This is a genomic window from Paludibacter sp. 221 (assembly GCF_010501035.1).
Classification (GTDB): domain Bacteria; phylum Bacteroidota; class Bacteroidia; order Bacteroidales; family Paludibacteraceae; genus QVMH01.
Genome location: NZ_QVMH01000001.1, coordinates 66,460 through 88,575, shown reverse-complemented (window position 1 = coordinate 88,575; position 22,116 = coordinate 66,460). Strand labels below are relative to the sequence as shown.

Genomic DNA, 22,116 nt, shown 5'->3' with positions numbered 1-22,116 from the left:
GGAAACTGTCTGACAGATTCTTCTGTTGGAGGGAATTGTATGTCTTTTACAAAACCAACAACAAGATAAAGCGATAAAACAGAGCGAAGTACAAAAAATGAAATACTGAGTAACTAATACCTTTTTAGAGGAAAGATACTGAAAGTCGGCGATATAAGCTATTATTTTTTACAGTTTCTCCCGAATCAACTTATGTACATCGGTAGCTTTATAATAGCATCGACCATCATCCAGTTTTATATAAGGCAGGATACCTTTTTTTCGATAACGCTGGAGTGTGCGAAGGCTGACTTTCAAAAGAAACATCAAATCCTGATTATCCAAAAGCTGTTCACCATCCAAACAATTACGCTGGGTTGCCAATCGGTCGATTTTCTTTTCGGTCATATCGAACCTGTCCATTATACGTTCCATCCAAGCGATGAATGTTTCTCTATCTATATTCATAACAATAACCGATTAAAAATGACCTTTGATAAAATAACTCTGATTTGAAGGGTCTTTAATAATAATTTCCTTCTCACGCATAAAGCGTATATAACTTTTCGCCGTGCGTTCCTTCACATCCATAATCTGCTGTATCTGTTCGCACAGGTCTATATAAGTGATAAATGTTTGCTGGTCGAACACTTCACGGGCTACGCTTACCAGTTCTTTTTCTTTTCGCTTCTCTTTTTCTTCACGGGGCTTTTCTCCACGATATAGGTGCATCCCGGTTTCCTTATCCCAAGAAAAAAGCATTAATGGAACATCCAACGGACTACCTTCTCGTACCTTCAATGCTTTCACTACTGATACAGTCGGTTCATTATCCAGTTCGATAGAGAGAATGGCAGCCGATTTACGTTGCAGTTCTGACCCCAAGTGTCCACGAAGTTTTAATCCGTTCGGAACATAGTGCAATACACAAACGATACAGGTTTGATATATTCCAGCCAATCGGTAGAGTTCATCAACAACCCGCAAACTTTCAGCTTCATCATTGGCGGAATGTACCAAATCGGCAATACCGTCTATTACAACCAACTGGATACCGCCATATTGATAATGAAACTTATCCATACTTTGAACAATAGCCTGTAAACGTTCTTTGCGGGACATCCCGGTAAGACAGAAGGCTTTCAACTCTTCCGGCTTTTCCGGTTGTTTTGCCCGCTTTAATAGGTTGGAAACATTCTTAAACAGTTGTACTTCGGACTGTTCTGTATCATACAACAGGATAGCTTTATTTTGGCTGTTTTCGTGTACATTGATTCCCAATGTATCAATACAAATATTTTCCGGTCTGATTGACCCGGCAACCAACGCAGCAACATAGTTGCTTTTCCCTGTACCTTCACCACCTGTGATGCAAAGGATATTTCCCTGTGTTCCCAGTGGTACATCCCCGGCAGATATGATTTCCTGTGCTTTTGCCGGAGGGTTATTAAAATCTATTTCGCACGATTTCAGCATAGTCATAGTATCGCTGTATAGAGTATCTAAAAAATCAAGGAAGAGTTTCAGGAACGATTCACGGCTATTTCCAAGCCTGAAATAGTCGGATATATCTTTCTCTTCTTTTGTTCCTGAAAGTGGTAATAGAAGGCGTTTTACGCCGTATTCAGCCAACTGTTTTTCATGTTTGGAAGAACTCTCAAGCCCGGTTTTATCTACATCATAAAGTAAAATGATATGTTTGAACCGGAATGACAGTTTATGAATGATAGTTACCGGAATATTGACGGTTTCACTGTTAAAGCATATTGCATGAAATCCCTTCGCTGCGAGGGAAAGAACATCTTTTTCACCGCCAGTGATAAAGACTGTATCACCTTTGGCTGGTAACTGTTCCAATCCGAAGCTATAATTTTCCCCCATATCACCCCCATATAAGAATCGCATTTTGGAAAATGGACGGTATAGCTTGATATATCGTTTGCTTTTATAACCAAATATGGGTTCTCCCAATGATGAAGTTATGGAGTAAGGTTTTCCTTCTGAATTTTCACTTTTGAACTCCCGGATGGAACAAACCTTGTATTGTGTCAATATTTCAGGAGTGATGCCGAACTTTTCCCAGTATTCTAATTCATTCCGGGAAATTTTTTGTTCCTGAAAGCTATATGGTTTAGCTTTCTTTTCAGGAATAACAAGTATAGATTCCTTCGGGTTATATGGTAGGGAGGTGTCTGTATTCTCTGATAATCCAAGCGATAAATCCTGATTAATGGTTTTCAGTATTTCGACAAAATCATTAGCATTATTACAGTTCAAACCTTTCAGTTTTCCTACGAGGTAGAAACAATCCCCACTATATTCGTCATTCCCAAAGTCTTTCAGCTTATATACTCCGGCTTTTCGGTCAAAATAAATATTACATGAAGCCTTGCTGTCTTTATACAATGGGTTGAAGAAATTACGTCCTACACGCCATTGACAAGTAATATAATATCTAAAAACATTCAATCCGTTACTTGTTCTTTCTAAGATTTCTTCTTTCCTTAACATATAGCTTGTGGTTTGTTACTAAATCATTTATACATTCAGAATTGCTCTTAATCAGTCGTTCTTCCAGCATCCGTTTTATTTCTCCGATTTTGTAGAAATATCGACCCCGAATATTGGAATAGGCGATTGTGCCTGATACTCTAAGTCTTTGTAATGTTTTGTCGCTGATTTTTAAGAATGTGCAGACTTCGTAACTATCCACCCATATTTCATCTTCGTTTATATCTTCCGATTCCTGTTTGTTAAGGATATAATCTGCAATGGCGTTAATCTTTGCTTCCAATTCCTTAAATGCTTTCGATTCTATCGTTATGACATCCATAATTGTAACTAATTGATTTGCTGCAAAGATGAAGTGTTTTGTTTGAACAAAAACCACAGTTTCGCCCACCTGTGGCGATATTTTTTTCAATAAAAAAAGCGAAACACACAAATGTTTCGCCTACGATATTGCCAGTACCTCGTATCGGATTATAGTTTATCATCTTCTTCCATCCGCCGAAGAAGAGCCTTTTGGAGATTATCTAAATATCTTGTTCTATTTATTTTACGCCCTTTTATTTCCATATAGATATGATAAAAGTCCCCTAAATCAATATTGAACATTTTTTCAAAATTCCGAGCGATTGTTTTTATATCTGCATTGCCCTTATCAAATGCGCCACAAGCATCAAGAGCATAGATTAGTTCAACAAGCCCCCGTTTTGAACCTGTCCAAATCATTTCACAACAAGACCCACTCCTTTTTTTACGCAGTCCGTCATTAGTTAATTCTTTTATCCGATTAGTGAGGTAAATTTTCAGCAATTCGTTGGCTAAAACCTTTGCTACTTTATAATCGTAACTGGTGGAAAACTGTGGGTCGGAATCGAAGAATGAACTATCTATAATCAAATGTATATCAGGCTTTCCACGAAGAAAGTATTTTTCATCAAGATAGGTCGCATTAGTACGGTAATATTGATAAAAACTCAAATTACTATCGAAAAATTCAGTAAGTTGATTTAATTCGGAATCATAATACTGTTTGATGGCATCTTCACTTCCATTTGGACATTTAAGTTCTATATTATCAAACTATTGTAGTATATCAGATGGCAAAGAATCTGTGGTTTCAATTCTTTGAAGAACTCTATTTCTTCCGGTTTATCTTTGAATTTATAAGACAGAACGTATTGTTTTAGTTCAGCCAAAACGTCCTGCAAATAATATAACATCTTTTGACAAGTGATTAAAATATCACTTTCGCATGATTCGACCATTTGTATTTCAGCCAAAATATCCTGCATTTTGCCATCGAAATGTTCTTTAATATTCTCTTCCATACGCAATAGGGTTTATTTAAGTTAGTATATCTGTTTTTTACATAATCTTTCTTTAAGATGAAACAAAAAGTGTCTAAAACTAAATATTTCAGTTTCAGACACTTTTATAGCTTTGTAATTTAAGTCCGGCTTCTATGATGCTGGAAACCACTTCCGGGTATTATTGGCAATTCTTACCAGCATAAGCATGACCGGAACTTCCACCAATACGCCGACAACTGTTGCTAAGGCTGCACCTGATTGCAATCCGAAAAGAGAAATGGCGACTGCGACTGCTAATTCAAAGAAATTACTTGCGCCAATCATCCCGGCAGGGGCAGCAATATCGTGGGGCAGTTTCCACCATTTCGCCCATCCGTATGCTACAAAGAATATCAGTATGGTTTGCAGTATCAATGGAACAGCTATCAGCACTATGTGTAACGGGTTGTTTAATATTGTTTCCCCTTGAAAAGAGAAAAGAATAACCAACGTAAGCAGAAGCCCGCCGATAGTAGTGTTATTGAACTTCTTTACAAACACATTATTGAAATACTCTATCCCTTTTCTTTTAATCACTGTGATACGGGTAATAATTCCCGCTACAAGTGGTATTACCACGAAAAGGACTACGGATAGTATCAATGTATCCCAAGGTATAGCAATGCCGCCTACACCCAGCAAAAGTGCTACAACAGGCACAAAGGCAACCAGTAGAATTAAATCATTTACGGCAACCTGAACCAGTGTATAGGCTGCATTACCTTTGGTGAGATAACTCCATACGAAAACCATTGCCGTACATGGGGCAGCACCGAGCAGGACAGCACCAGCCAAGTATTCTTCTGCCAGTTCCGCCGGAATTAATGCTTTGAATATTACATAAAAGAATAAATAAGCAATCCCGAACATGGTAAAAGGCTTAATCAACCAGTTGGTTACACAAGTTATGATAATTCCTTTCGGACGTTTACCCACATCTTTGACACTTTGAAAATCTACTTTAAGCATCATCGGGAATATCATTAACCAAATCAATATAGCTACGGGTATGGATACGTTGGCGTATTCAAATTTGCTTAATGTTTCCGGTATGACAGGAAGCCATTGCCCTATGGCAATACCCACCACGATACAGATAGCTACCCATAGTGTGAGGTATTTTTCAAAAAATCCTATTCCTTGTTTCTTTTCCATTACTGTAAATTTAACTACGGCGGATTATAGAACCCGCCATAGAGTTTTTATAAATTCTTCCACTCAATAAGGGCAGTATTACCGTCTGACAGTTCCTTTACTTTCTCAATCCAGTATATTTCACCCTGTGATTTCGATTGCAAGAAGGGGTTTTCTGTATAGACCAGCGAAAGACAAGAGTTTACCACCCACCACTTGTTATTTATCCCGGCACGTTGTAAGTCCGCTTGCAGCCTTTCCGCTTCAAATACGGGCGTTGCTTCGGGCAGGGTAACGATAACCACTTCTGTTTCTTTCGGGTTTCTCAAACGTGGTAAAAGTTTGCTAACCGAATCAGGGATACCCTGTGTCCGTTCCACTTCTTTATGATAGCTTTGTGTAGCATCCAATAAAAGAAGTGTGTGTCCGGTCGGTGCAGTGTCGATAACCACGATTTCGTTATCTGCCTTATCTACGATTTCGGCAAATGCTTTGAAAACTGCGATTTCCTGTGTGCATGGAGAACGCAAATCTTCTTCGATGTACTCCATATCTTCGGCACTCATGGTAGGTGCAGCCTTGCTACGAACTTCGTTTTTATACTTTTCCAGTTCCTCTTCTTCGTCAATCCTGCTAACCGATAGTCCAGCTTTTTCGGCAAGTTCATAATTCAGGTGATTTGCCGGGTCAGTGGTAGTCAGGTGAACTTTTGCACCCTTCGCAACCAATCCAAGTGCGATATTAGTGGCTAAAGTCGTCTTACCGACACCACCTTTACCCATAGTGAAAATAACACGTTTCCCTGATGAATACAGGTCATTGATAAGGTCGTCAATGTTATTTTCACCTGTTATCGGCATATAATCAGTAACAGGAGAAACATTATCTTCATTCAATAACCTGCGGATATTGGCAATATTCGACAAGTTATAGGAACGCAATGGAACTTCAAATGCCGGATAGTCCGCCAGTTCCGCCGGAATGTTCTGTAAAGAAGATTGCTGTTTGCCATATATTTCTTTTGAAACCGCATCTTTTTCATCCACCTGCTGCAATACTCCGTTAATAACCAATATCTGATTCTTTATACCGAGTGTTAAGAGTTCGTGGGATGAACGAGCAGCTTCCCTTAAAGCCGATGTTTCAGGACGGCTAACCAGCACTAAGCGTGTAGCGTTTCCGTCCGACAAAGTAACAACGGCTTGTTTGTATATTTCTTTACGTTCTTCCAGTCCTGATAACTGACCCAAGCAAGATGCACCATGTGTACTTTCACTGATAAACGTACTCCATGCTGATGGTAATTGAAGCATCCGCAGCGTGTGTCCGGTAGGGGCTGTATCAAAGATTATGTGGTCATATTCATTCTGCTTTCCTTTATCGGTAATGAAGTCTGAAAAGGCATTAAAAGCAGCTATTTCGACCGTGCATGACCCTGATAGCTGTTCTTCCATATTCTGAATAACACTTTCGGGTAATTTGCCCCTGTATGGAGAAATAACACTTTCCCGATATTCGGCTGCTGCCTGTTCCGGGTCAAGGTTTACAACCGTCAATCCGGGAACATCTGCTATCGGTGTACCCTGACCGTTCAATTCCTGTGCGAACACATCTTGAAGGTTTGAAGCAGGGTCGGTACTGATTAGCAGTATATTTTTCCCTTTGTCTGCTAAACTTACAGCAGTAGCACAAGCCACAGAAGTTTTGCCTACACCACCTTTACCTGTGAAAAACAGGTATTTGGTTAATCCTATATCTGATAAATTAAATGCTTTCATTTTCTCGTTTTTTTATTTTACGGGTATAAAGTCCAATGATATTCCAGTCCATTCACTTAGCTGGGCTGTTGTAGGGTATCCCTTTGATACTACTACTTCACCATCTACAAGGGTGATAGGTAAAGCATCCGCACCATGTTCCTGTAAATACAGATTTACCACCTTGTTATCCACAAATAATTGTGGTTCATCCCTCAAATTATGACGGGCTACATTAACCCCATTACGTTTCAGGGTTTCAAGAACAGCAGCTATCCGCATTAATTCGGGGTTAATGTTAGGCCCACATAATCCGGTAGGGCAACACATTGCCGGGTCAAAAATTTCGATTGTTTTCATTTCTATTTCTCCTTATAAATAATTTATGATTGCGTAATAAACTCCCACTATTATGAAGATGATTGCCACGACACGGCGAAACCATTTTTCAAATACCTGTATCCGGTTATAGAACTTTCCTAATCCCGATACACTATAAGCTAAAATCCATGCTACAATTATTACCGGAAGTCCGGTTGCTATTGCATATACCACAGGCAAAAGATAACCGCCTGATTCCGCAGCAGACAAGGGTATTAACATTCCGAAATAGAATACGCCACTTGTAGGGCAGAATGCGAGAGCAAACAAAATCCCCAGCAGTAAAGCACCCCATCCGGTTTTTGTTTTGATTTTTTCACCGCCTATATTCACTTTCGGCATCTTGATTTTTATAACATCAAGCATGAATAAACCTATAAGAATCAAAGCCGGAGAGATAAGCATACTGCCGTATTTACTGATTACTTTTTGAACAGCATACATACTTGCACCTTCTCTTAAAATGGGTATTAGGATAAAGCCCAAGACCGTATATGTGATTACCCTACCTAAAGTATAAAACAGACCGTTGGCGAATATCCTGTGTTTGCTCTCAATATCCTTACTGATGAAGCCTATTGCTGTGATATTGGTCGCCAAAGGACAAGGGCTAATAGCTGTTAGGATACCCAAAAGAAAAGCTGTTATTACGGGTATGTTACTATTCTCTAAAAGTGATTGTAGGTATTCCATTCCTTACTACTTTTTCAGTTCCTCTATCTTATCCTTAATTCCGGTTTTGAAAGTATCCGGCTGCCCTTTGGCATAAGAAAAAGCATATTCGGTCATATTGTTTGGTTTCTCTTTGCCATTATTCCATTTGTTAATAAACAGGGACGACCAAGTAACTTCATATTTATCAGCTATATCCTGATTTTCTTTTTGGGAAATATCTATCGTTCTATATACGATAATACCGTTTGCCATTTCTGTGGAATACAAGCTATCCAGCAATTCTTTGGTATGCTTTTCAATCGCACGGCAAGTGATACAGCGTTGTGCGCCATGAAAATAAAGAACTTCGATACGGTCAGGATTGCTAACCTCATTTGTTTCAACGTTAGATTCTGTTTGTGCAGAAGTGTTTGTTTTTTTGTTTGTCCCATTGCCACAGGAAAAGAAAACCGTTGCAGCGAATAGTAGATAAAGAACCTTCTTCATAAAATGATTTTTTACTGGGTTAATAATTTTTTTACTTCTTCTTTTGATAGTGTCTTTCCGGTGGATAAGACTTTTTCATCTACCACCAATGCAGGTAATCCCATAACGTTGTATTCCATTATTTTCAGAATATCATCCACCTTTGTTATGGTTGCATTTAAGCCAATTTCTGAAACGACTTGTTCAACTGTCGTAAGCAAGGTTTTACACCTTGAACATCCTGTTCCTAATACTTTAATTTCCATATAATCATTATTTGTTATTAATAGTAGTTCGCCAAACAACGAACGTTTATCTGAAAAAATATATGCTGATTAACAGCATACATCCTTTTTTGCATATACATTAAAAAGGTCTGCGAACAGCTTTCGGGCTACTTCCCAGTTCTCTTTATTAATACAGTACCTCACTTTCGGGGTTTCGATTTCTCCCTGAATTAAGCCCGCATCCTTGAGTTCTTTTAAGTGCTGGGATACGGTTGCTTTTGCTATCGGAAGTTCATCGTGAATATCCCCGAAGAAACAACTTTCCTGCGATGCTAAAAATAATAGTATCGCAATCCGGGTAGGATGCCCCATTGCTTTTGCAAAGCGGGCAATCATTTCCTGTTCTTCAATGTCATTCTTAATCTTCACAATATATCTCCTTATTTGCTGTTCGCAAAATTACGAACATTATTTCAAACAAACAAATTTTTCTGCATTTTTTTAGTGCAAGGTGCAAGTCTATCTATATATAGATGCTTGCACCTTGCACTAAGGCTAAAACATTGAAGGCTAAATGTTTTGTAGATATGAATTTTATATGTATCTTTGAACCCACGATATATGCAGAAGAGCATAGGTCAAAGGTGGACAAATAGGCTTATAAAATTTGTGCCTATTTCGTTACCGATAACAAGTTTGGAAAAATAAAAGCATTGACTTTTAGGCATATAAGGGGGAAGGTTCACCGACCTCTCTCTCCGCTGGAAATCAAGCAGTTGCGAATAGTAGCTGCTTTTTTTGTGTCTGTGTTTTTGGTGGAAAAGTGCCTGTTTTTAGTGTTTCGCAACACCAAATACGGTACCTCTTTTTAATTCATAATTCTGATTAACAGATTAAATATCAGGATTATATGAATAATGAAAATATCTTAGTTAATGTTGTCTGTCGCAAGGACAAGAAAAATCAACAAAATATAGCTCCAATATACATACGAATAAGACACAATAAGAAGTGTAAATTCATCTATTTGAAGGAGAAAATTAATGTGGAATTATGGGATTTTGAAACTAATCAAATTAAGCCTGAATGTCCTAATAAAGAATATCTTGAAATCGTTATTAATGATAAGAAACAAGAAATTGAAAAGAAAATTTTATCCTTGAAATTATCTGATAAACCATTTACGATTGATGATATTATTGAACCTGTAAATAAGAAAAAAAGGAATATCAATAACCGTTAAGCAACAATTCGAAACCTACATTGAAGAACTATTTAAACAGGAAAGAATTAAGAATGCAAAATATTACCGTTGTTGTCTTAATTGCTTGCTTAAATATACTAACAATAAGGATATAAAATTTACTGAAATAGACGCAAGTTTTCTGACCGATTATGCAAATTGGATGCAGACAGAAAAGTTACATAAAACACTATTGGAAACCGTTTGAGAGGTCTAAAAGCTATTTATAATCAAGCAATACTGTATAAGTATGTAAGCAAAGACTTATATCCGTTTGATGCTTTTAAAGTAAGTAAATACAGAATTGAAACCACAAAAAGCGCAATTACAAAATCAGATATTCAGAAAATTATAGAATTGGATTTATCAAAAAATTCAACAAAACAGAATTTTCAATATTACGATTTTGCAAGGGATATTTTTCTATTCAGTTATTTTAGTTGCGGTATTAATATTGTGGATATAGCTTATCTTAAAAGTGAAAATATTGTTGACAATGATAAACTTTGCTTTTATCGAAGAAAGACTAAAAAATTGTTCTCATTTAAAATGCACCCTAAAGCACTGGATATTCTTTCAAAGTACAAAGACTCGCTTTAAGAACCTCATGCGATGTGGTATTGATAAGCGTAAAGCATGGGAGTGGGCAAACACCCGTAAGGGTTGTTGGCGTATCTCCAACAGTTTTATACTCAATCGAGCATTGAATAATGATAATTTAAGACGAACCAATTACCCATTCTTAATGGATTGTTATCGTAAAATTGTATCGTAAGTAAGGAACCGCTTTGGTACGGAACCGTATGCCGGGTGGTGTGAGAGGACGAAAGCAAAAGTAGGAGAAAACTACTTTTGTTTTCTCCTACTCGATTCTATATGTTTCGTTTTGTTTAAATGTTTGTAAATTTTTGATATAAAATTATGTTTATCTCTGTCATTGTGCTTATATTTGCGGTGATTTTAATAGATTAATGATTTTTTATAACATATACCATGAGTTATTTGATAAAACCTGTTGGTTATAAACCCGTGATCAACTTGCAACAAACTGAATTGGGGATAACCAAAATTAAGGATTTTTTTCAGGCTAACCTCTCGGCCGAATTGCGCTTGCGCCGTGTTACTGCACCTCTTTTTGTATTGCGGGGTACTGGTCTTAATGATGATTTGAATGGGGTGGAACGCGCCGTTAATTTTCCTATCAAAGATATGGGCGATGCTTGTGCCGAAGTTGTACATTCGCTGGCAAAGTGGAAGCGTGTTACGCTGGCCGATTATAATATCGAAGAAGGCTATGGTATTTATACCGATATGAACGCTATACGTGCCGACGAGGAGTTGGGGAATATACACTCGTTGTATGTCGACCAGTGGGACTGGGAGCGTGTGATGTCGGAAGACGAGCGTAATATCGACTTTCTGAAATCTATTGTACGTCGTATTTATGCTGCCTTTTTGTGTACCGAATACCTGATTTCCGAAAGTTTTCCGGAAATAAAGCCCTGCCTGCCAGCCGAAATTACTTTCATTCATTCGGAGGAGTTATTGCAGATGTATCCGGACTTGTCGCCCAAGGAGCGCGAGCATGAAATTACCAAAAAGCACAAAGCCGTATTCATCATAGGTATAGGCAGTACGCTAAGCAATGGCAGCAAGCACGATGGGCGTGCTCCTGATTATGACGATTGGACCACGGCTGGCGAGAAAGGGCTTCCGGGGCTTAATGGCGATATTATGTTGTGGAATCCGGTACTGAATATACCGTTTGAAGTGTCGTCGATGGGTATCCGTGTGAATAAAGAAGCCTTGCTGAAACAGTTGGAAATTACAGGTAAACAAGACCGTTTGGAGTTGTATTTTCACAAACGATTGGTCGAAGGTAGCCTTCCGCTTTCTATCGGAGGAGGTATAGGGCAGTCGCGCCTGTGTATGTTTTTCCTTCGTAAAGCCCATATTGGGGAGATACAGGCAAGTATCTGGTCGGAGGAAATGCGCGAAGAATGTAAAAAACTCGATATTCACTTGATATAAGAAAGATAAAAAATAAGATAATGGGGCTGTCCCAAAAGTCCCTTTGTAATTTTCAAAAGTTACAATATGTAACTTGGGCTAGTCCTAAAAAACCGTTACAGTTTTTTTTAGGACTAGTCAAAGATTCATTGGTCACAACAATCAACTTCTAACGATTGCATTTGAGAATTTACTAATTGATAATAATGCCTCTTACTCTCCATCAGTTGCTTGTGTGTGCCAACCTCAACAATAAAACCTTTATCCAAAACAACTATTTGGTCTGCATTTCGGATTGTACTCAGCCTGTGTGCAATAATAACCACTGTTCTTTGCTTAAAAGCTCCATTTAATGCTTCTACTATTTTTTGTTCATTGATAGTATCCAATGAGTTGGTAGCTTCATCGAGAAACAGGAATTCTGGATTTCGATATAAGGCACGCGCAATTAATAAACGTTGCTTCTGACCACCACTTATACCACGACCGGTTTCCCCTATTTTTGTTTCATAGTCTTTAGGCATTTCATTTATTTCATTTTCTATCTGAGCGATACGACAAGCTCTTCTTAGTTTGTCGTAATCAATATGTTCATCGTCAAGCACGATATTATTCAAAATAGTATCGCTGAATATTTTTCCGTCTTGCATTACAACTCCACACAGATTACGCCATTGGCGTAAATTAACGGCGCTGACATTCATACCTCCCATTTTAATATCACCATAACTTGGCTTATAAAGTCGGACAAGCAATTTTAGTAATGTTGACTTTCCACTTCCACTACCTCCAACGATAGCTGTTACCTTTTTTTCAGGGATTTGTAAGTAAATATTCCGAAGAACCATCGAACCGTTCGGGGTATATTGGAACATCACGTTTTCGAGAGTTATAGTCCTGTCTTCAGGAAGTATAGAATTGTTACCTATGGATAATAATTCGTCTTCATCTTCCAATTGCCGGATTTCATTCATACGCAAAAAGCTGATTTTCGCGTATTGTGCCGATACAACAAAGTTGATGAACTGTATTAACGGTCCATTCAGCATACCGATAATAAACTGAGTGGATATCATAACACCAAAAGTAATCTCCCCATTAATTACAGCAGTCGCACAAAAAAATACGATAGCCATATTTTTTATATTATCTATAAATTGTGCTCCCAGATTTTGTGCATTGGTTACGGTCAGTACCCGCTTATTTATATGGTAAAGCCTAGCCTGAATTTCTTCCCATTTCCAACGTCGGTGTTTTTCATAGTTATACACTTTGATATCTTGCATGGCCGAGATGGTTTCGACCCAATAACTCTGGTCTTTTGACAACAATTCAAAATATTCCCAATCCAGCTTTTTCCTGATTTTGAGAAATAACAGCACCCAGCCAACATACAGAATGGAGCCGGCCAGGAATATGTAGAATATTACAGCGTTATATATAAGTAGTATAATCGCAAAAACAACAAAAGTTAATGATGAAAATATCAAGGCTAACGAATTGTTCATCACAAAGTCCCTAATACGTTCATGGTCTTTTGCACGTTGAAGAATATCTCCAAAAAGTTTATTCTCGAAAAAACTGACAGGCAGTTTCATCAGTTTTACTAAATAATCAGATATGAGGGCAATGTTCACACGGGAAGTTATATGCAACAGCAGCCAATCCCGTAATACATTAAAGATCATTACACTGAGCAATATACTAATATTCCCGATTAACACCATGTTGATGAAATTTACATCCGAGGTTTTTATCCCGACATCAATCACCGCTTTCGAAATAAATGGAAGTACAGCTTGCAGCAAAGTAACAATCAGCATTATGACAAATATGAGCACAAACTGTTTCTTATAAGGATAGAAGTATTTTAAAATGCTCCCGAAACTATTTTTATGTTGTTTCCGGTCTTCTTTCCGGTCTTTAAAGTCAACGGTAGGCTCTATAGCGAGTAAAACTCCCTGTTGTTCTCCATCCTGATACCACCCCAAACGGAATTCCTCATGGGTATATTTCACTCTGCCTTTAGCGGGATCTGACACCCATATATATTTTTTATCGGCATAATAAACCACAATAAAATGGCTTTCTTTCCAAAAAATTACAGCAGGAAAAGGGATACTGTTCACTACATCCTGTACTGTACATTTTATTGCCAATGTACGTAGGCCAATGCTTTCGGCTCCCGTACTGATATCCAACAACGAAACACCTTCTTTGGTTATTCCGCACCGGTCACGCAGGTACTGAAGAGAGTAGTATTTACCGAAATGTTTTGCGATTATTTTCAGGGAAGCAGGACCGCAATCCTGCGAGTCCATTTGGTATTCAACGGGGAATCTTTTAAGTATCATTTATTTTACAGTTTTTGATTTAAGGTTGTCAAATAAACGGGCTATCAGGCGTTTTGGCTTAGTTATAATTTCCACTGTTCCTTTTGTCTCAAAATCCAATGGAAGTTCCATTCCAAAATTTGTTTTTGTTCCATTCGGAAAAGAAATTATTACCAGATACACTTCGTTTGTTCCTTCTGAGGTCTTAATTTTATTGGTTATCCGTGAAATAGAATGCACCACTCCTTCGATAAGACCGTATTCGTCATAAGGATAATTACTTATTTTAACATTTGCTTTTTGTCCTATCTCTACTTTACCCGAACCATACGAAGGGATAATGACTTCTCCTATTACTGTATTCTTTTCCGGAATAATCGAAAAGAGTTCATTGCCTGCTTGCACAAAACTGTTTTCACGCCAAAATCCAAGATATTCAAGCTCACCGGATATAGGCGTATATAGCAGGTATTTTTCTTTCCAACTATTTATTGCATTGTTTAATTGTGTTTTATTAGTGACGAGTTCGGAATATGCCTTTTCTTTGTTCTCTGTTTCTTCCAGTATGATGCGTTGTATTTCAAGTTTATTCCTGTTTATCTCCGATTGTTTTATAAGCAGATTACTTTGCAGGCTTAAAAATGATTCTTGCAATGAAAGAAAACTTTTATACTTTTCCCTATACTCATGTTCGCTAACTCCTTTCATCGTGAGAAGAATACTGTCTTTGTCCAGTTGGTCTTTTGAGTGTTTGACTATTTCTTCCTTTAGAGCTAATTCTTTTTCAACATTGGAGATTATCTTTTGGTCGGAGACGATCTGTTGCTCCAGGTTATTACGCATTGTTTTATATATATCCGAGTTTTGAATTCTTCCATATTGTTTGCATGCAAGTACAAACGAACTGTAGTTAGAACCTATTTCCCCTAATATCAGGTGTTCGGGCAAATCAACACTGGATATATTATCACTCATAGCATTTTTCAATAAAGAGTCCAGGTATAAAACATCTTTATAATTAGCTCCACTTTCGATATATGCAATTACATCATTAATATGAAGTTGCTTTTTGTTGTTTTGAACCAGGTACATTCGTCCATTAGCATTGGCTACAAGACGCACCGGAGCTACATTTGCCGTTACTGATATTTCTCCATTTACCGTATCAGGATACTTTATCAGAAAACTCATTAAAAACACTAATCCGATTAGTAAACCTACAAACAAAGCAACCCACTTTGTCCATTCGGTAGGCATACGGTCGATAATGGTTTGAACTTCTTCGCTTTTCTGATTTATAGAATTTTCGGGGTGAATTTTTTCTTGCATAGAGTATTATTTTACATTTTAATTAAAGACTCATAAAAATTAAATTTGTCCATTAACTTATTGTATTTTTCATGGAAAGGCTGTTCTCCGTTTATAATATGTACCGGATAAACTGTTTTTATAAATATAATTCCCTCCATAGCTTTTCGGGGATAAATAATGTTAGCTTGATTTGTTAAATTGTATTGTCCATGACGAATATAGAATGGTTTTTGAGGAAGTGCCGAAGTTGGATAATAAAAACAATCTTTCTCCACTGTATTCAACCTGTATTCTAAGCTATATTTATCCGCTTTGTTCAGAACTTGTTCTACATAATTATCATGTTTTCCCACCAATGTGGCCAGTACCCATATATCCGGTGCTATCATAATATCCTGTACCTACATAGCCAGTTACAGTACCTGTTCCAGTATACCCTGTACCTCCAATGAAGCCACGTTGTGCATTTTCACGAATGATTGGTATTACTTTTGCCAGTTCATCCATTTTTTTTGTTAAATTTTTCATGCGTTTTTGATTTAGCTTATTGATTGTTCTGTTCGGTTTTCAACTCAGTTGTACTTAAGTATGTATAGTAAGGACACTACAAACCCAATAGTTACTAAAAGAAGAGCTATTAGCGACTCTCCATTTATTTGAGTCGGAATAAATACTAAAAAAGTAGCTACAAAATTCCAAAGAAAATGGCACAAAATAGGAATTGTTAGGTTCTTTGATTTATAATATACAAGTCCGAATAACAGCCCGGATATGAACAAACCAAATATATCTGACAAATTAAGATGTATAAGTGCAAAAACAATGGCAGATATTATTATTGCAATATATGGAGGCATCTTTTCATACATCTTGTTTTGAAAAAGAGATAAAACCAATATGCTTTCAAAAATAGGTGCACAAATAAGCCCTCTTAATACAGGGCCTATATTAAGCGTAGGTTTGGCAATATTGTTAATTTGTATGTTATCAAATATAATAGCACTACTATCCACTTGATACCAGCGAACAACAAATAGCTCTGCATTAAACACATGTTCATAATGTTGCAATATGTATAATAAAAATAAGGTTCCAACAGTTAAGATTAGAGAAAATCCCAATAATAATATTTCTTGTTTTTTTAATAAAAAGTCCCAGTATCCATTTTTTTTTACATACCATATAAAAACAGCTATCATAAACAAGAAATGAGTGAGGAAATATGCGATATTCGCCCAAGTAGTATCAGCAACACCAATAAAAAGGAATGCTGGTAAAGCCCCAAATATGCTGTATAAAATAAAAACAATGGCAAAGGGAATGAATGAACGCATATAAATATTATTTTTCTTTGAATATATAATCGCAAAAATGAAAAATCGGACTTTTTAAATTGAAAAGTCGTAAAAAACACTATTTTTTCTAACAGTCTAATAAATAACAAAATAACTCAAAAAAATAGCGTGAAAACTTGTGCAATCCAAGTTTTTACGCTATTTTTACATTATGAATTAAGCCAAATTTTACGAGGCTTTTTGTTTTACAAACATCATATCAATATATTTTGTATTTCGGTTTATCTGTATTTCTTGCGTTTTAAGCATTGCATTTTCGAACGGATTGTTGATGTTATGGTTTTCTTTTAACCATTCGCATAACTCAACTAAAGAGCTTTTATTTGATGTAAAAAAGATATAATTACTTTCGTTGAGCACATTAATAACGTTCAGGAAATCGGCAAGCTTCCAATATTGGTTGGAAAGATATGTTTTTGTATCAGTTGTCAAATATGGCGGGTCGAGAATAAATAAAACGCCTGGAATATTTTTATATTGATTATACAACTCTAAATAATCATATTTTACAACCTCTAAGCCTTTTAAATAATTGGTCGCGTTATAATCGCTTTGCTTTACATTGTTGTACAAAGTAGATGCTTTGAGCTCGTCGAAACTATTAACATAATTTGCAGAGAATAGCAACGACGACGATAACGTAATATAATCGACAAAGCCGCTTTTCTCGGCTTGCTCAATCCTGGAAAGTACCGCATTTTTATGAGTGTCGTTTATGCGTTTTTCGCGAGGCGTGTCGCTTAGAATGACTCTTATATAGGACAATAACTCATTTGTACGCTCAACGTTGTTTAAACGCGTGCTAAATCCGTCGTAATCATTGTAAATCACCCTCGCATTTGGCAATACTTCCTTTGCCGCGTGTGATAGCAAACCCGAGCCGCCGAATAGGTCAACAACTACTGCAATATTTTTAAAACTCTTTAAACACTGTTTAAACGACTTTAAAAAATATCTTTTTTGCCCCTGAAACGGCAACGGTGCACTATTATAATTTTTCATATTTTACCCCTTATATTGCCCCCTTATCGCTTCTTTCGCTTCTCGTATCAGCCCTTGCAGTTCGGTAATTATTTCCGCCTTACCCTCAGCCGAATAGTCTAAAAACAGCTTGTTAGCTTCGTCAACGGTTATCATCTCGCCCTGCCAATCAATAATCGGTTGTGTAGCGTATGCCGCTTGCCGCTGGTCGGCGGGAGATAGCACGAGTATATCGTTCAATTTCATATTCCACACCTCGTACACCGTTGCCGTTTTATTTGCTTCGTAAAAAGTGGCTTGTTTGTCGCTTAAAAGCACGTAGGCGGTGTATCTGTCTTCGTATTTATCCGACGTTTTGTACCCCTCGGGCAGTGCCTTTGCAAAGGCGAAAATGCTGTTATTGTGGATGTAATAGTACATAATTATTAATTGTTAATGTTTAATTATTATTTTTTTGTAGCGGGTAGATAGTAGCGGATAGCGTCTACTCGCTACTATCTACTCGTTACTCGCTTGCGTAAAAGCTAATACCTTACTCGTGTACGGGTTGCTTTCGGCGGGGTATTTGTTTTCATACAGATATGTTGCTATAGTGCTTAGCAAATAACGGTTAATCCTGATGCCTGTAAGGGTAATTACATAGTTGCCATCGCCGTTTATTTCGTAGCTGTATTGCGCATTACCCAGCACCTCGAATTTATCGGCTTCCTGTGCTTCGTTTCCTTTAAATCGGAATCGGTCGCCATATTCGTAGCCGTTGTAATTAGCCACATACGGAATAATCACAAATTCGGCATCCGGCATACAAATAATTTGCACACTTAACTCCATATCGCCTGTTAGTTCGCTATTATGATATACTGAGCGGGTGTGTGTGAAATTTTGAACTATTGCTGCAACATTACGTCCTTCTGATAAACTGAATTGCGCGCCTATTTTCGAACGATACAGCAGATTTTCAAATATATTGCCCATACGATACAAGTCTTTTGTTTCGTTGGCTGTTAGAGGGTGAAACCATTGCCATTGCGGATAATCAAACAGATTATTTGACTGAATGCAAGAAGCAAGATTATTAAGCAAATCGGTAAAACTTATCGGATTATCGTTCACGTCAACCACGTTCGCAACATCGTACATGCTCAAGTATTGCGTTGCATTAATACCCTGCATGGTGTACGACAAAATGGTATTTGTAAAGTTATTGAATTGTGCGATAGATGCTACTTTAAGTGTATTGGTTTTACCGCCTGTTTTCACCCATGCCAGTTTACTGTTATTGCTTATGTCGAGCAAAGCAATAGGCGTATTAGCCGCATTTAAATAAATTAAATCTACATTTTCGCTCAGGTTTATTGACAGCAAAGAAGTATTGTTTACTGCTATATTGGTGATTTTTGTATTATTGCTTAAATCGAGTGATGTCAAATTTGCGTTGTACGAAATAGCCAGAGTAAGCAGATTAACACAGCTGCTTAAATCTATCGTTGCCCACTGGTTAGTATGTCCACTTATGATTGTCAGGACAGGGCAATTTAATAATAATTCGGCTATTTGATTGATATGACACGTCAATGTTTGCAAAGCAGGGCAACCCCGCAAATCAAGTGTACCTGCTATTAGGTTACTGTAACAATTTATAGATGTCAAAAATGGATGATTACCCATTATGAGGCTTTCAATTCGATTAATATCGCAACGGAAAGTACGTAAACCAGCACAACGGCTAACATCTAAAATACCCCCTATCAAACAACCATAGCAATATAACACTTGCAGTTTCGTATTATGCGTTACATCTAACGAGGTAAGCGAGTTACCATGTAAATAAAGTGTTGTTAATTCTGTATTATTTGTCACATTCACTGCCGACAGATTGCAATACGAACAATAAAGTGCTGTTAATGCAATATTTCTACTTGTATCTAACGACACGATAGGGTTGTTAAAACAATACAATATTTGTAATGCTGTATTTTTTGTTATGTCCAATTCGGTTAAACTACTATCCTGACAGCGCAAAATCATCAAGTTAGGAGCGTGACTTACATCTATCGTATTCAATATGGCACGATGTACGGCAGTATAAGCACTGTTAAACTCAACTATATTTCCATATACAGTTACTTTATAAATGCCTGTTGTATCGTAAACATGGTTTACAGAGGCAGCGTAAGTAGCTACGATGGTGGTTTGTCCATCGCCCCAATCTATCTGCTTTGCACCTACAACATAAAAACCTGCAATTAGATTTTCAGCCGTCACTGTATGGGTAAAGGTGATGTAATTACTACCTCCAAAAAAACGCCGTCTCATTTTTATAACTCTCTTAGGTTTGCAATTCGTATTTCAAAATCTCCCTCTTCTAATTTATCAAACGCCAAATGAAATTCAACACTTTTGGCGGGTGCAACAGTAATGGTACTGTCATCGGAGCAATTAATTAAGTGATAAATAATATCATCCCGAATAATATCACCATTTGGCATAGCGATGTTAACAAGCGCACTACGGCTGTTATTCACTATCATGCGCAACGATGCGTTTTCTTTCGGCAATACCGATGGAAAGTTGAAAGCGAGCGTACCTGTACCACCATTTACATTTACGCGCAATATCGGGTTCTCAAGTGTCAAGGGCAAATAATTATTCGCTTCGGTGGTGGCATAGGTGGTATTAATTATACCGCTTAATGCCTGATAAAATTCCTCCTCTGTACCTGTATAACCGCCGTCAATAGCGTATTGATAGGCTGATTTTCCGTCGTTACCCGTATCGCCTTTTGCACCCTGTGAGCCTGTATCGCCTTTTTCACCTTTCACGTATCCGGCGTTGTGCTGCGTATTGTCCGAGAATGTTATTATCAGGTCGCCGACGGCATCCACCTGTACGCCCGACACGCTTACCCCCGTATCGCCTTTTGATGTTTTACCCGTATCTGCCCCGCCTATCCACCAATTGCCGTTTGCTCCGATGTAGGGTGTGGCATTTTCCAATGCGTCGAGAATTGCCATACCAGCCGACCCAACGCGCTCGGCGGTATTCTTTTTCTCGTTACGTTCGTTTTTTATTACCGTCCATAATTGACGGGCTATATCTGTTAAACTCATTTTTTAAAGTTTAAAGTTTAAAGGGAAAAGGAAAAAGTACTTTACACTTTCAACTTTTACCTTTCCACCAAATTTCTATAATTCAAATTCGCAATTATCAAGCACCACATTTACATTCGAAAACACAGCATCGCACCTCGCCTTTCCGTCATTAGTGACATACAGCGGCATATATCCGTATCCTGTGCCTGTTGTAACTATCATCCCCATTCTGTTTTTCGCAGGCTTGCAGGCAGCAGGCAGTGTAAAATCAAAATACCCACCCGCCGAAATCCGCATATATTCCCCTCGCAATTCCACTTTCCCACGCTCGTTAACACGCGCTTGCAGTGTTTGTGTGACGGTAATGTTTGATGCAGGCGTGCAGTTCTGCCAATCCGTGGGCGACGGTATGTTGATAACGACACGCTTCAAGTCTGCCAAATTGATTGTCCCGGTTGCCGAGCATTTCGCTGTACGGGTGTAGAATGAGGGGCGTAATTCGCCTGTTTTGTAAAGCGCGTTTTCGACTGTTTGCTCTATCAGTATTTTCGCATTGTCGGGCGACGCAGCAAAGGGCAACAGCTCGCCGTTGATTACCACCGCTCCGGCGGTACGCTGATTACCTGCCAGCTCCACGCCGTATAGTATCAGGTTGTTGCCATACATGGCTGTAAGCATTTTTATTTGCGACTGCCACGTCAACTGCATAAAGTCGAAAAAACGCTTGTTAACCGGGTAATTTTGTTCTACCGGAATATCAAAGTAATTCATACATATTAATGTTTAATTGTTAATTATTAATGTTTAATAGCGTTTTACTTCGTAAGTAAAACAGGGTGACACGAAATAGCTTGCAAAATCGTAAATAGCTTGCGCGCCGGTTAAATAGGTAGTTTCGGGCACATATATAATAAAATCTGTAACGGTGCGTTCAGGGTCGATGTGAAAAGGGAGATAAGCGGGTAAAACCGATTTTTCGATAGCGTCGTCGTACCCTGGCGTTTTCAAATAATCGACTAAATAAAATGGCAATGCTAAATCCTCACGCGGTTTTACATTTTCGATATAAATACCATCATCGTTAAAGCGAGCGCGTAAGGCTATCTCTACATTGCGCTTGCCGGTGTTGTATTTCAGCAGAAAATCGGTTTCCGCGCGCGTGTTTTCAAAGCGGTAATACGTTTCTCTCAACGGCTCAATAGCCGCCGAAAGAAAGGCGTAAATACGCGCTTTGCGCAATGCCGGAGGCAAAAGCAACAATACAAGTTTATTCCAATCGACTTTAAAAACACTCATTCAGTTACGAGTTACAGGTT

Annotated in this window: 27 protein-coding genes; 4 read left to right on the top strand and 23 right to left on the bottom strand. The window is 37.9% G+C overall.

Annotated elements, in window-relative coordinates; genetic code table 11:
- Positions 1 to 168 precede the first annotated feature (168 nt).
- From D0T49_RS00545 to D0T49_RS00495, 12 genes are all read right to left on the bottom strand, one after another.
- Entirely contained in the window at positions 169 to 447 is a 279-nt protein-coding gene (locus D0T49_RS00545; RefSeq protein ID WP_025003738.1) for a helix-turn-helix domain-containing protein, read from the bottom strand.
- 12 nt (positions 448 to 459) lie between these two features.
- Positions 460 to 2,490 (bottom strand): bifunctional DNA primase/helicase, encoded by a 2,031-nt coding sequence (locus tag D0T49_RS00540; protein WP_163628584.1) that lies wholly within the window; start codon positions 2,488 to 2,490, stop codon positions 460 to 462.
- Positions 2,453 to 2,881 (bottom strand): helix-turn-helix domain-containing protein, encoded by a 429-nt coding sequence (locus D0T49_RS00535; RefSeq protein WP_370519551.1) that lies wholly within the window; start codon positions 2,879 to 2,881, stop codon positions 2,453 to 2,455. The genes D0T49_RS00540 and D0T49_RS00535 overlap by 38 nt, the downstream gene beginning before the upstream one ends.
- An 80-nt stretch (positions 2,882 to 2,961) precedes the next feature.
- Positions 2,962 to 3,522, bottom strand: a complete 561-nt coding sequence (locus D0T49_RS13010; RefSeq protein WP_370519550.1) for an RteC domain-containing protein — start codon at positions 3,520 to 3,522, stop codon at positions 2,962 to 2,964.
- 32 nt (positions 3,523 to 3,554) lie between these two features.
- Positions 3,555 to 3,815: an RteC domain-containing protein gene (locus D0T49_RS13005; protein ID WP_239056983.1), complete on the bottom strand. Its 261-nt coding sequence runs from the start codon at positions 3,813 to 3,815 to the stop codon at positions 3,555 to 3,557.
- 132 nt (positions 3,816 to 3,947) lie between these two features.
- Positions 3,948 to 4,991, bottom strand: a complete 1,044-nt coding sequence (gene arsB, locus D0T49_RS00525; RefSeq protein WP_163628580.1) for an ACR3 family arsenite efflux transporter — start codon at positions 4,989 to 4,991, stop codon at positions 3,948 to 3,950.
- Between the two features lie 47 nt (positions 4,992 to 5,038).
- On the bottom strand, positions 5,039 to 6,748 hold the full coding sequence (gene arsA / locus D0T49_RS00520; protein ID WP_163628578.1) for an arsenical pump-driving ATPase: 1,710 nt from the start codon (positions 6,746 to 6,748) through the stop codon (positions 5,039 to 5,041).
- A 12-nt stretch (positions 6,749 to 6,760) separates the two neighbouring features.
- Positions 6,761 to 7,087 carry an arsenite efflux transporter metallochaperone ArsD gene (gene arsD / locus D0T49_RS00515; RefSeq protein WP_163628576.1) on the bottom strand — a complete coding sequence of 109 codons (327 nt, stop codon included), beginning with the start codon at positions 7,085 to 7,087 and terminating at the stop codon, positions 6,761 to 6,763.
- Positions 7,088 to 7,099: 12 nt separating this feature from the next.
- A complete protein-coding gene (locus tag D0T49_RS00510; protein ID WP_163628574.1) occupies positions 7,100 to 7,801 on the bottom strand; it encodes an aromatic aminobenezylarsenical efflux permease ArsG family transporter in 702 nt (233 codons plus the stop codon).
- A 6-nt stretch (positions 7,802 to 7,807) separates the two neighbouring features.
- Positions 7,808 to 8,269: a nitrophenyl compound nitroreductase subunit ArsF family protein gene (locus D0T49_RS00505; protein ID WP_163628573.1), complete on the bottom strand. Its 462-nt coding sequence runs from the start codon at positions 8,267 to 8,269 to the stop codon at positions 7,808 to 7,810.
- 11 nt (positions 8,270 to 8,280) lie between these two features.
- The gene (locus D0T49_RS00500) at positions 8,281 to 8,514 is read right to left on the bottom strand and encodes a thioredoxin family protein (protein ID WP_163628572.1); all 234 of its coding nucleotides are present in this window, start codon (positions 8,512 to 8,514) and stop codon (positions 8,281 to 8,283) included.
- 69 nt (positions 8,515 to 8,583) lie between these two features.
- Positions 8,584 to 8,904 carry an ArsR/SmtB family transcription factor gene (locus D0T49_RS00495; RefSeq protein WP_370519548.1) on the bottom strand — a complete coding sequence of 107 codons (321 nt, stop codon included), beginning with the start codon at positions 8,902 to 8,904 and terminating at the stop codon, positions 8,584 to 8,586.
- A gap of 481 nt (positions 8,905 to 9,385) precedes the next feature.
- Here D0T49_RS00495 and D0T49_RS00490 point away from each other — a divergent pair, with 481 nt between their 5' ends.
- The 4 genes from D0T49_RS00490 to asnA all read left to right on the top strand — a co-directional run bounded on the left by D0T49_RS00490 (position 9,386) and on the right by asnA (position 11,749).
- Positions 9,386 to 9,718, top strand: a complete 333-nt coding sequence (locus D0T49_RS00490) for an Arm DNA-binding domain-containing protein (RefSeq protein WP_163628571.1) — start codon at positions 9,386 to 9,388, stop codon at positions 9,716 to 9,718.
- Positions 9,687 to 9,926, top strand: coding sequence for a phage integrase SAM-like domain-containing protein (locus tag D0T49_RS13170; protein WP_163628595.1), 240 nt, complete (start codon positions 9,687 to 9,689; stop codon positions 9,924 to 9,926). Before D0T49_RS00490 ends, D0T49_RS13170 begins: the two co-directional genes overlap by 32 nt.
- Positions 9,923 to 10,318: a hypothetical protein gene (locus D0T49_RS00480; RefSeq protein WP_163628570.1), complete on the top strand. Its 396-nt coding sequence runs from the start codon at positions 9,923 to 9,925 to the stop codon at positions 10,316 to 10,318. Before D0T49_RS13170 ends, D0T49_RS00480 begins: the two co-directional genes overlap by 4 nt.
- A gap of 393 nt (positions 10,319 to 10,711) precedes the next feature.
- On the top strand, positions 10,712 to 11,749 hold the full coding sequence (gene asnA, locus D0T49_RS00475) for an aspartate--ammonia ligase (protein ID WP_163628569.1): 1,038 nt from the start codon (positions 10,712 to 10,714) through the stop codon (positions 11,747 to 11,749).
- Positions 11,750 to 11,874: 125 nt separating this feature from the next.
- On the opposite strand, the gene D0T49_RS00470 is transcribed toward asnA, so the two are convergent.
- From D0T49_RS00470 to D0T49_RS00420, 11 genes are all read right to left on the bottom strand, one after another.
- A complete protein-coding gene (locus D0T49_RS00470) occupies positions 11,875 to 14,082 on the bottom strand; it encodes a peptidase domain-containing ABC transporter (protein ID WP_163628568.1) in 2,208 nt (735 codons plus the stop codon).
- Entirely contained in the window at positions 14,083 to 15,390 is a 1,308-nt protein-coding gene (locus D0T49_RS00465; protein ID WP_239056982.1) for an HlyD family efflux transporter periplasmic adaptor subunit, read from the bottom strand.
- A gap of 11 nt (positions 15,391 to 15,401) precedes the next feature.
- Positions 15,402 to 15,761, bottom strand: a complete 360-nt coding sequence (locus D0T49_RS00460; protein WP_163628567.1) for a hypothetical protein — start codon at positions 15,759 to 15,761, stop codon at positions 15,402 to 15,404.
- Complete coding sequence (locus D0T49_RS00455) at positions 15,712 to 15,879, bottom strand: hypothetical protein (RefSeq protein ID WP_163628566.1); 168 nt, start codon at positions 15,877 to 15,879, stop codon at positions 15,712 to 15,714. The genes D0T49_RS00460 and D0T49_RS00455 overlap by 50 nt, the downstream gene beginning before the upstream one ends.
- A gap of 65 nt (positions 15,880 to 15,944) precedes the next feature.
- Positions 15,945 to 16,706, bottom strand: a complete 762-nt coding sequence (locus D0T49_RS00450) for a CPBP family intramembrane glutamic endopeptidase (RefSeq protein ID WP_163628565.1) — start codon at positions 16,704 to 16,706, stop codon at positions 15,945 to 15,947.
- A gap of 189 nt (positions 16,707 to 16,895) precedes the next feature.
- Positions 16,896 to 17,729 carry a DNA adenine methylase gene (locus D0T49_RS00445; protein ID WP_163628564.1) on the bottom strand — a complete coding sequence of 278 codons (834 nt, stop codon included), beginning with the start codon at positions 17,727 to 17,729 and terminating at the stop codon, positions 16,896 to 16,898.
- A gap of 3 nt (positions 17,730 to 17,732) precedes the next feature.
- Positions 17,733 to 18,128, bottom strand: a complete 396-nt coding sequence (locus D0T49_RS00440) for a hypothetical protein (RefSeq protein ID WP_163628563.1) — start codon at positions 18,126 to 18,128, stop codon at positions 17,733 to 17,735.
- A 78-nt stretch (positions 18,129 to 18,206) separates the two neighbouring features.
- Positions 18,207 to 20,024 carry a leucine-rich repeat domain-containing protein gene (locus D0T49_RS00435; protein WP_163628562.1) on the bottom strand — a complete coding sequence of 606 codons (1,818 nt, stop codon included), beginning with the start codon at positions 20,022 to 20,024 and terminating at the stop codon, positions 18,207 to 18,209.
- A gap of 2 nt (positions 20,025 to 20,026) precedes the next feature.
- Positions 20,027 to 20,818 carry a hypothetical protein gene (locus D0T49_RS00430; protein WP_163628561.1) on the bottom strand — a complete coding sequence of 264 codons (792 nt, stop codon included), beginning with the start codon at positions 20,816 to 20,818 and terminating at the stop codon, positions 20,027 to 20,029.
- A gap of 75 nt (positions 20,819 to 20,893) precedes the next feature.
- The gene (locus tag D0T49_RS00425; RefSeq protein WP_163628560.1) at positions 20,894 to 21,571 is read right to left on the bottom strand and encodes a hypothetical protein; all 678 of its coding nucleotides are present in this window, start codon (positions 21,569 to 21,571) and stop codon (positions 20,894 to 20,896) included.
- A 33-nt stretch (positions 21,572 to 21,604) separates the two neighbouring features.
- Positions 21,605 to 22,096, bottom strand: coding sequence for a hypothetical protein (locus tag D0T49_RS00420; protein WP_163628559.1), 492 nt, complete (start codon positions 22,094 to 22,096; stop codon positions 21,605 to 21,607).
- Positions 22,097 to 22,116 lie beyond the last annotated feature (20 nt).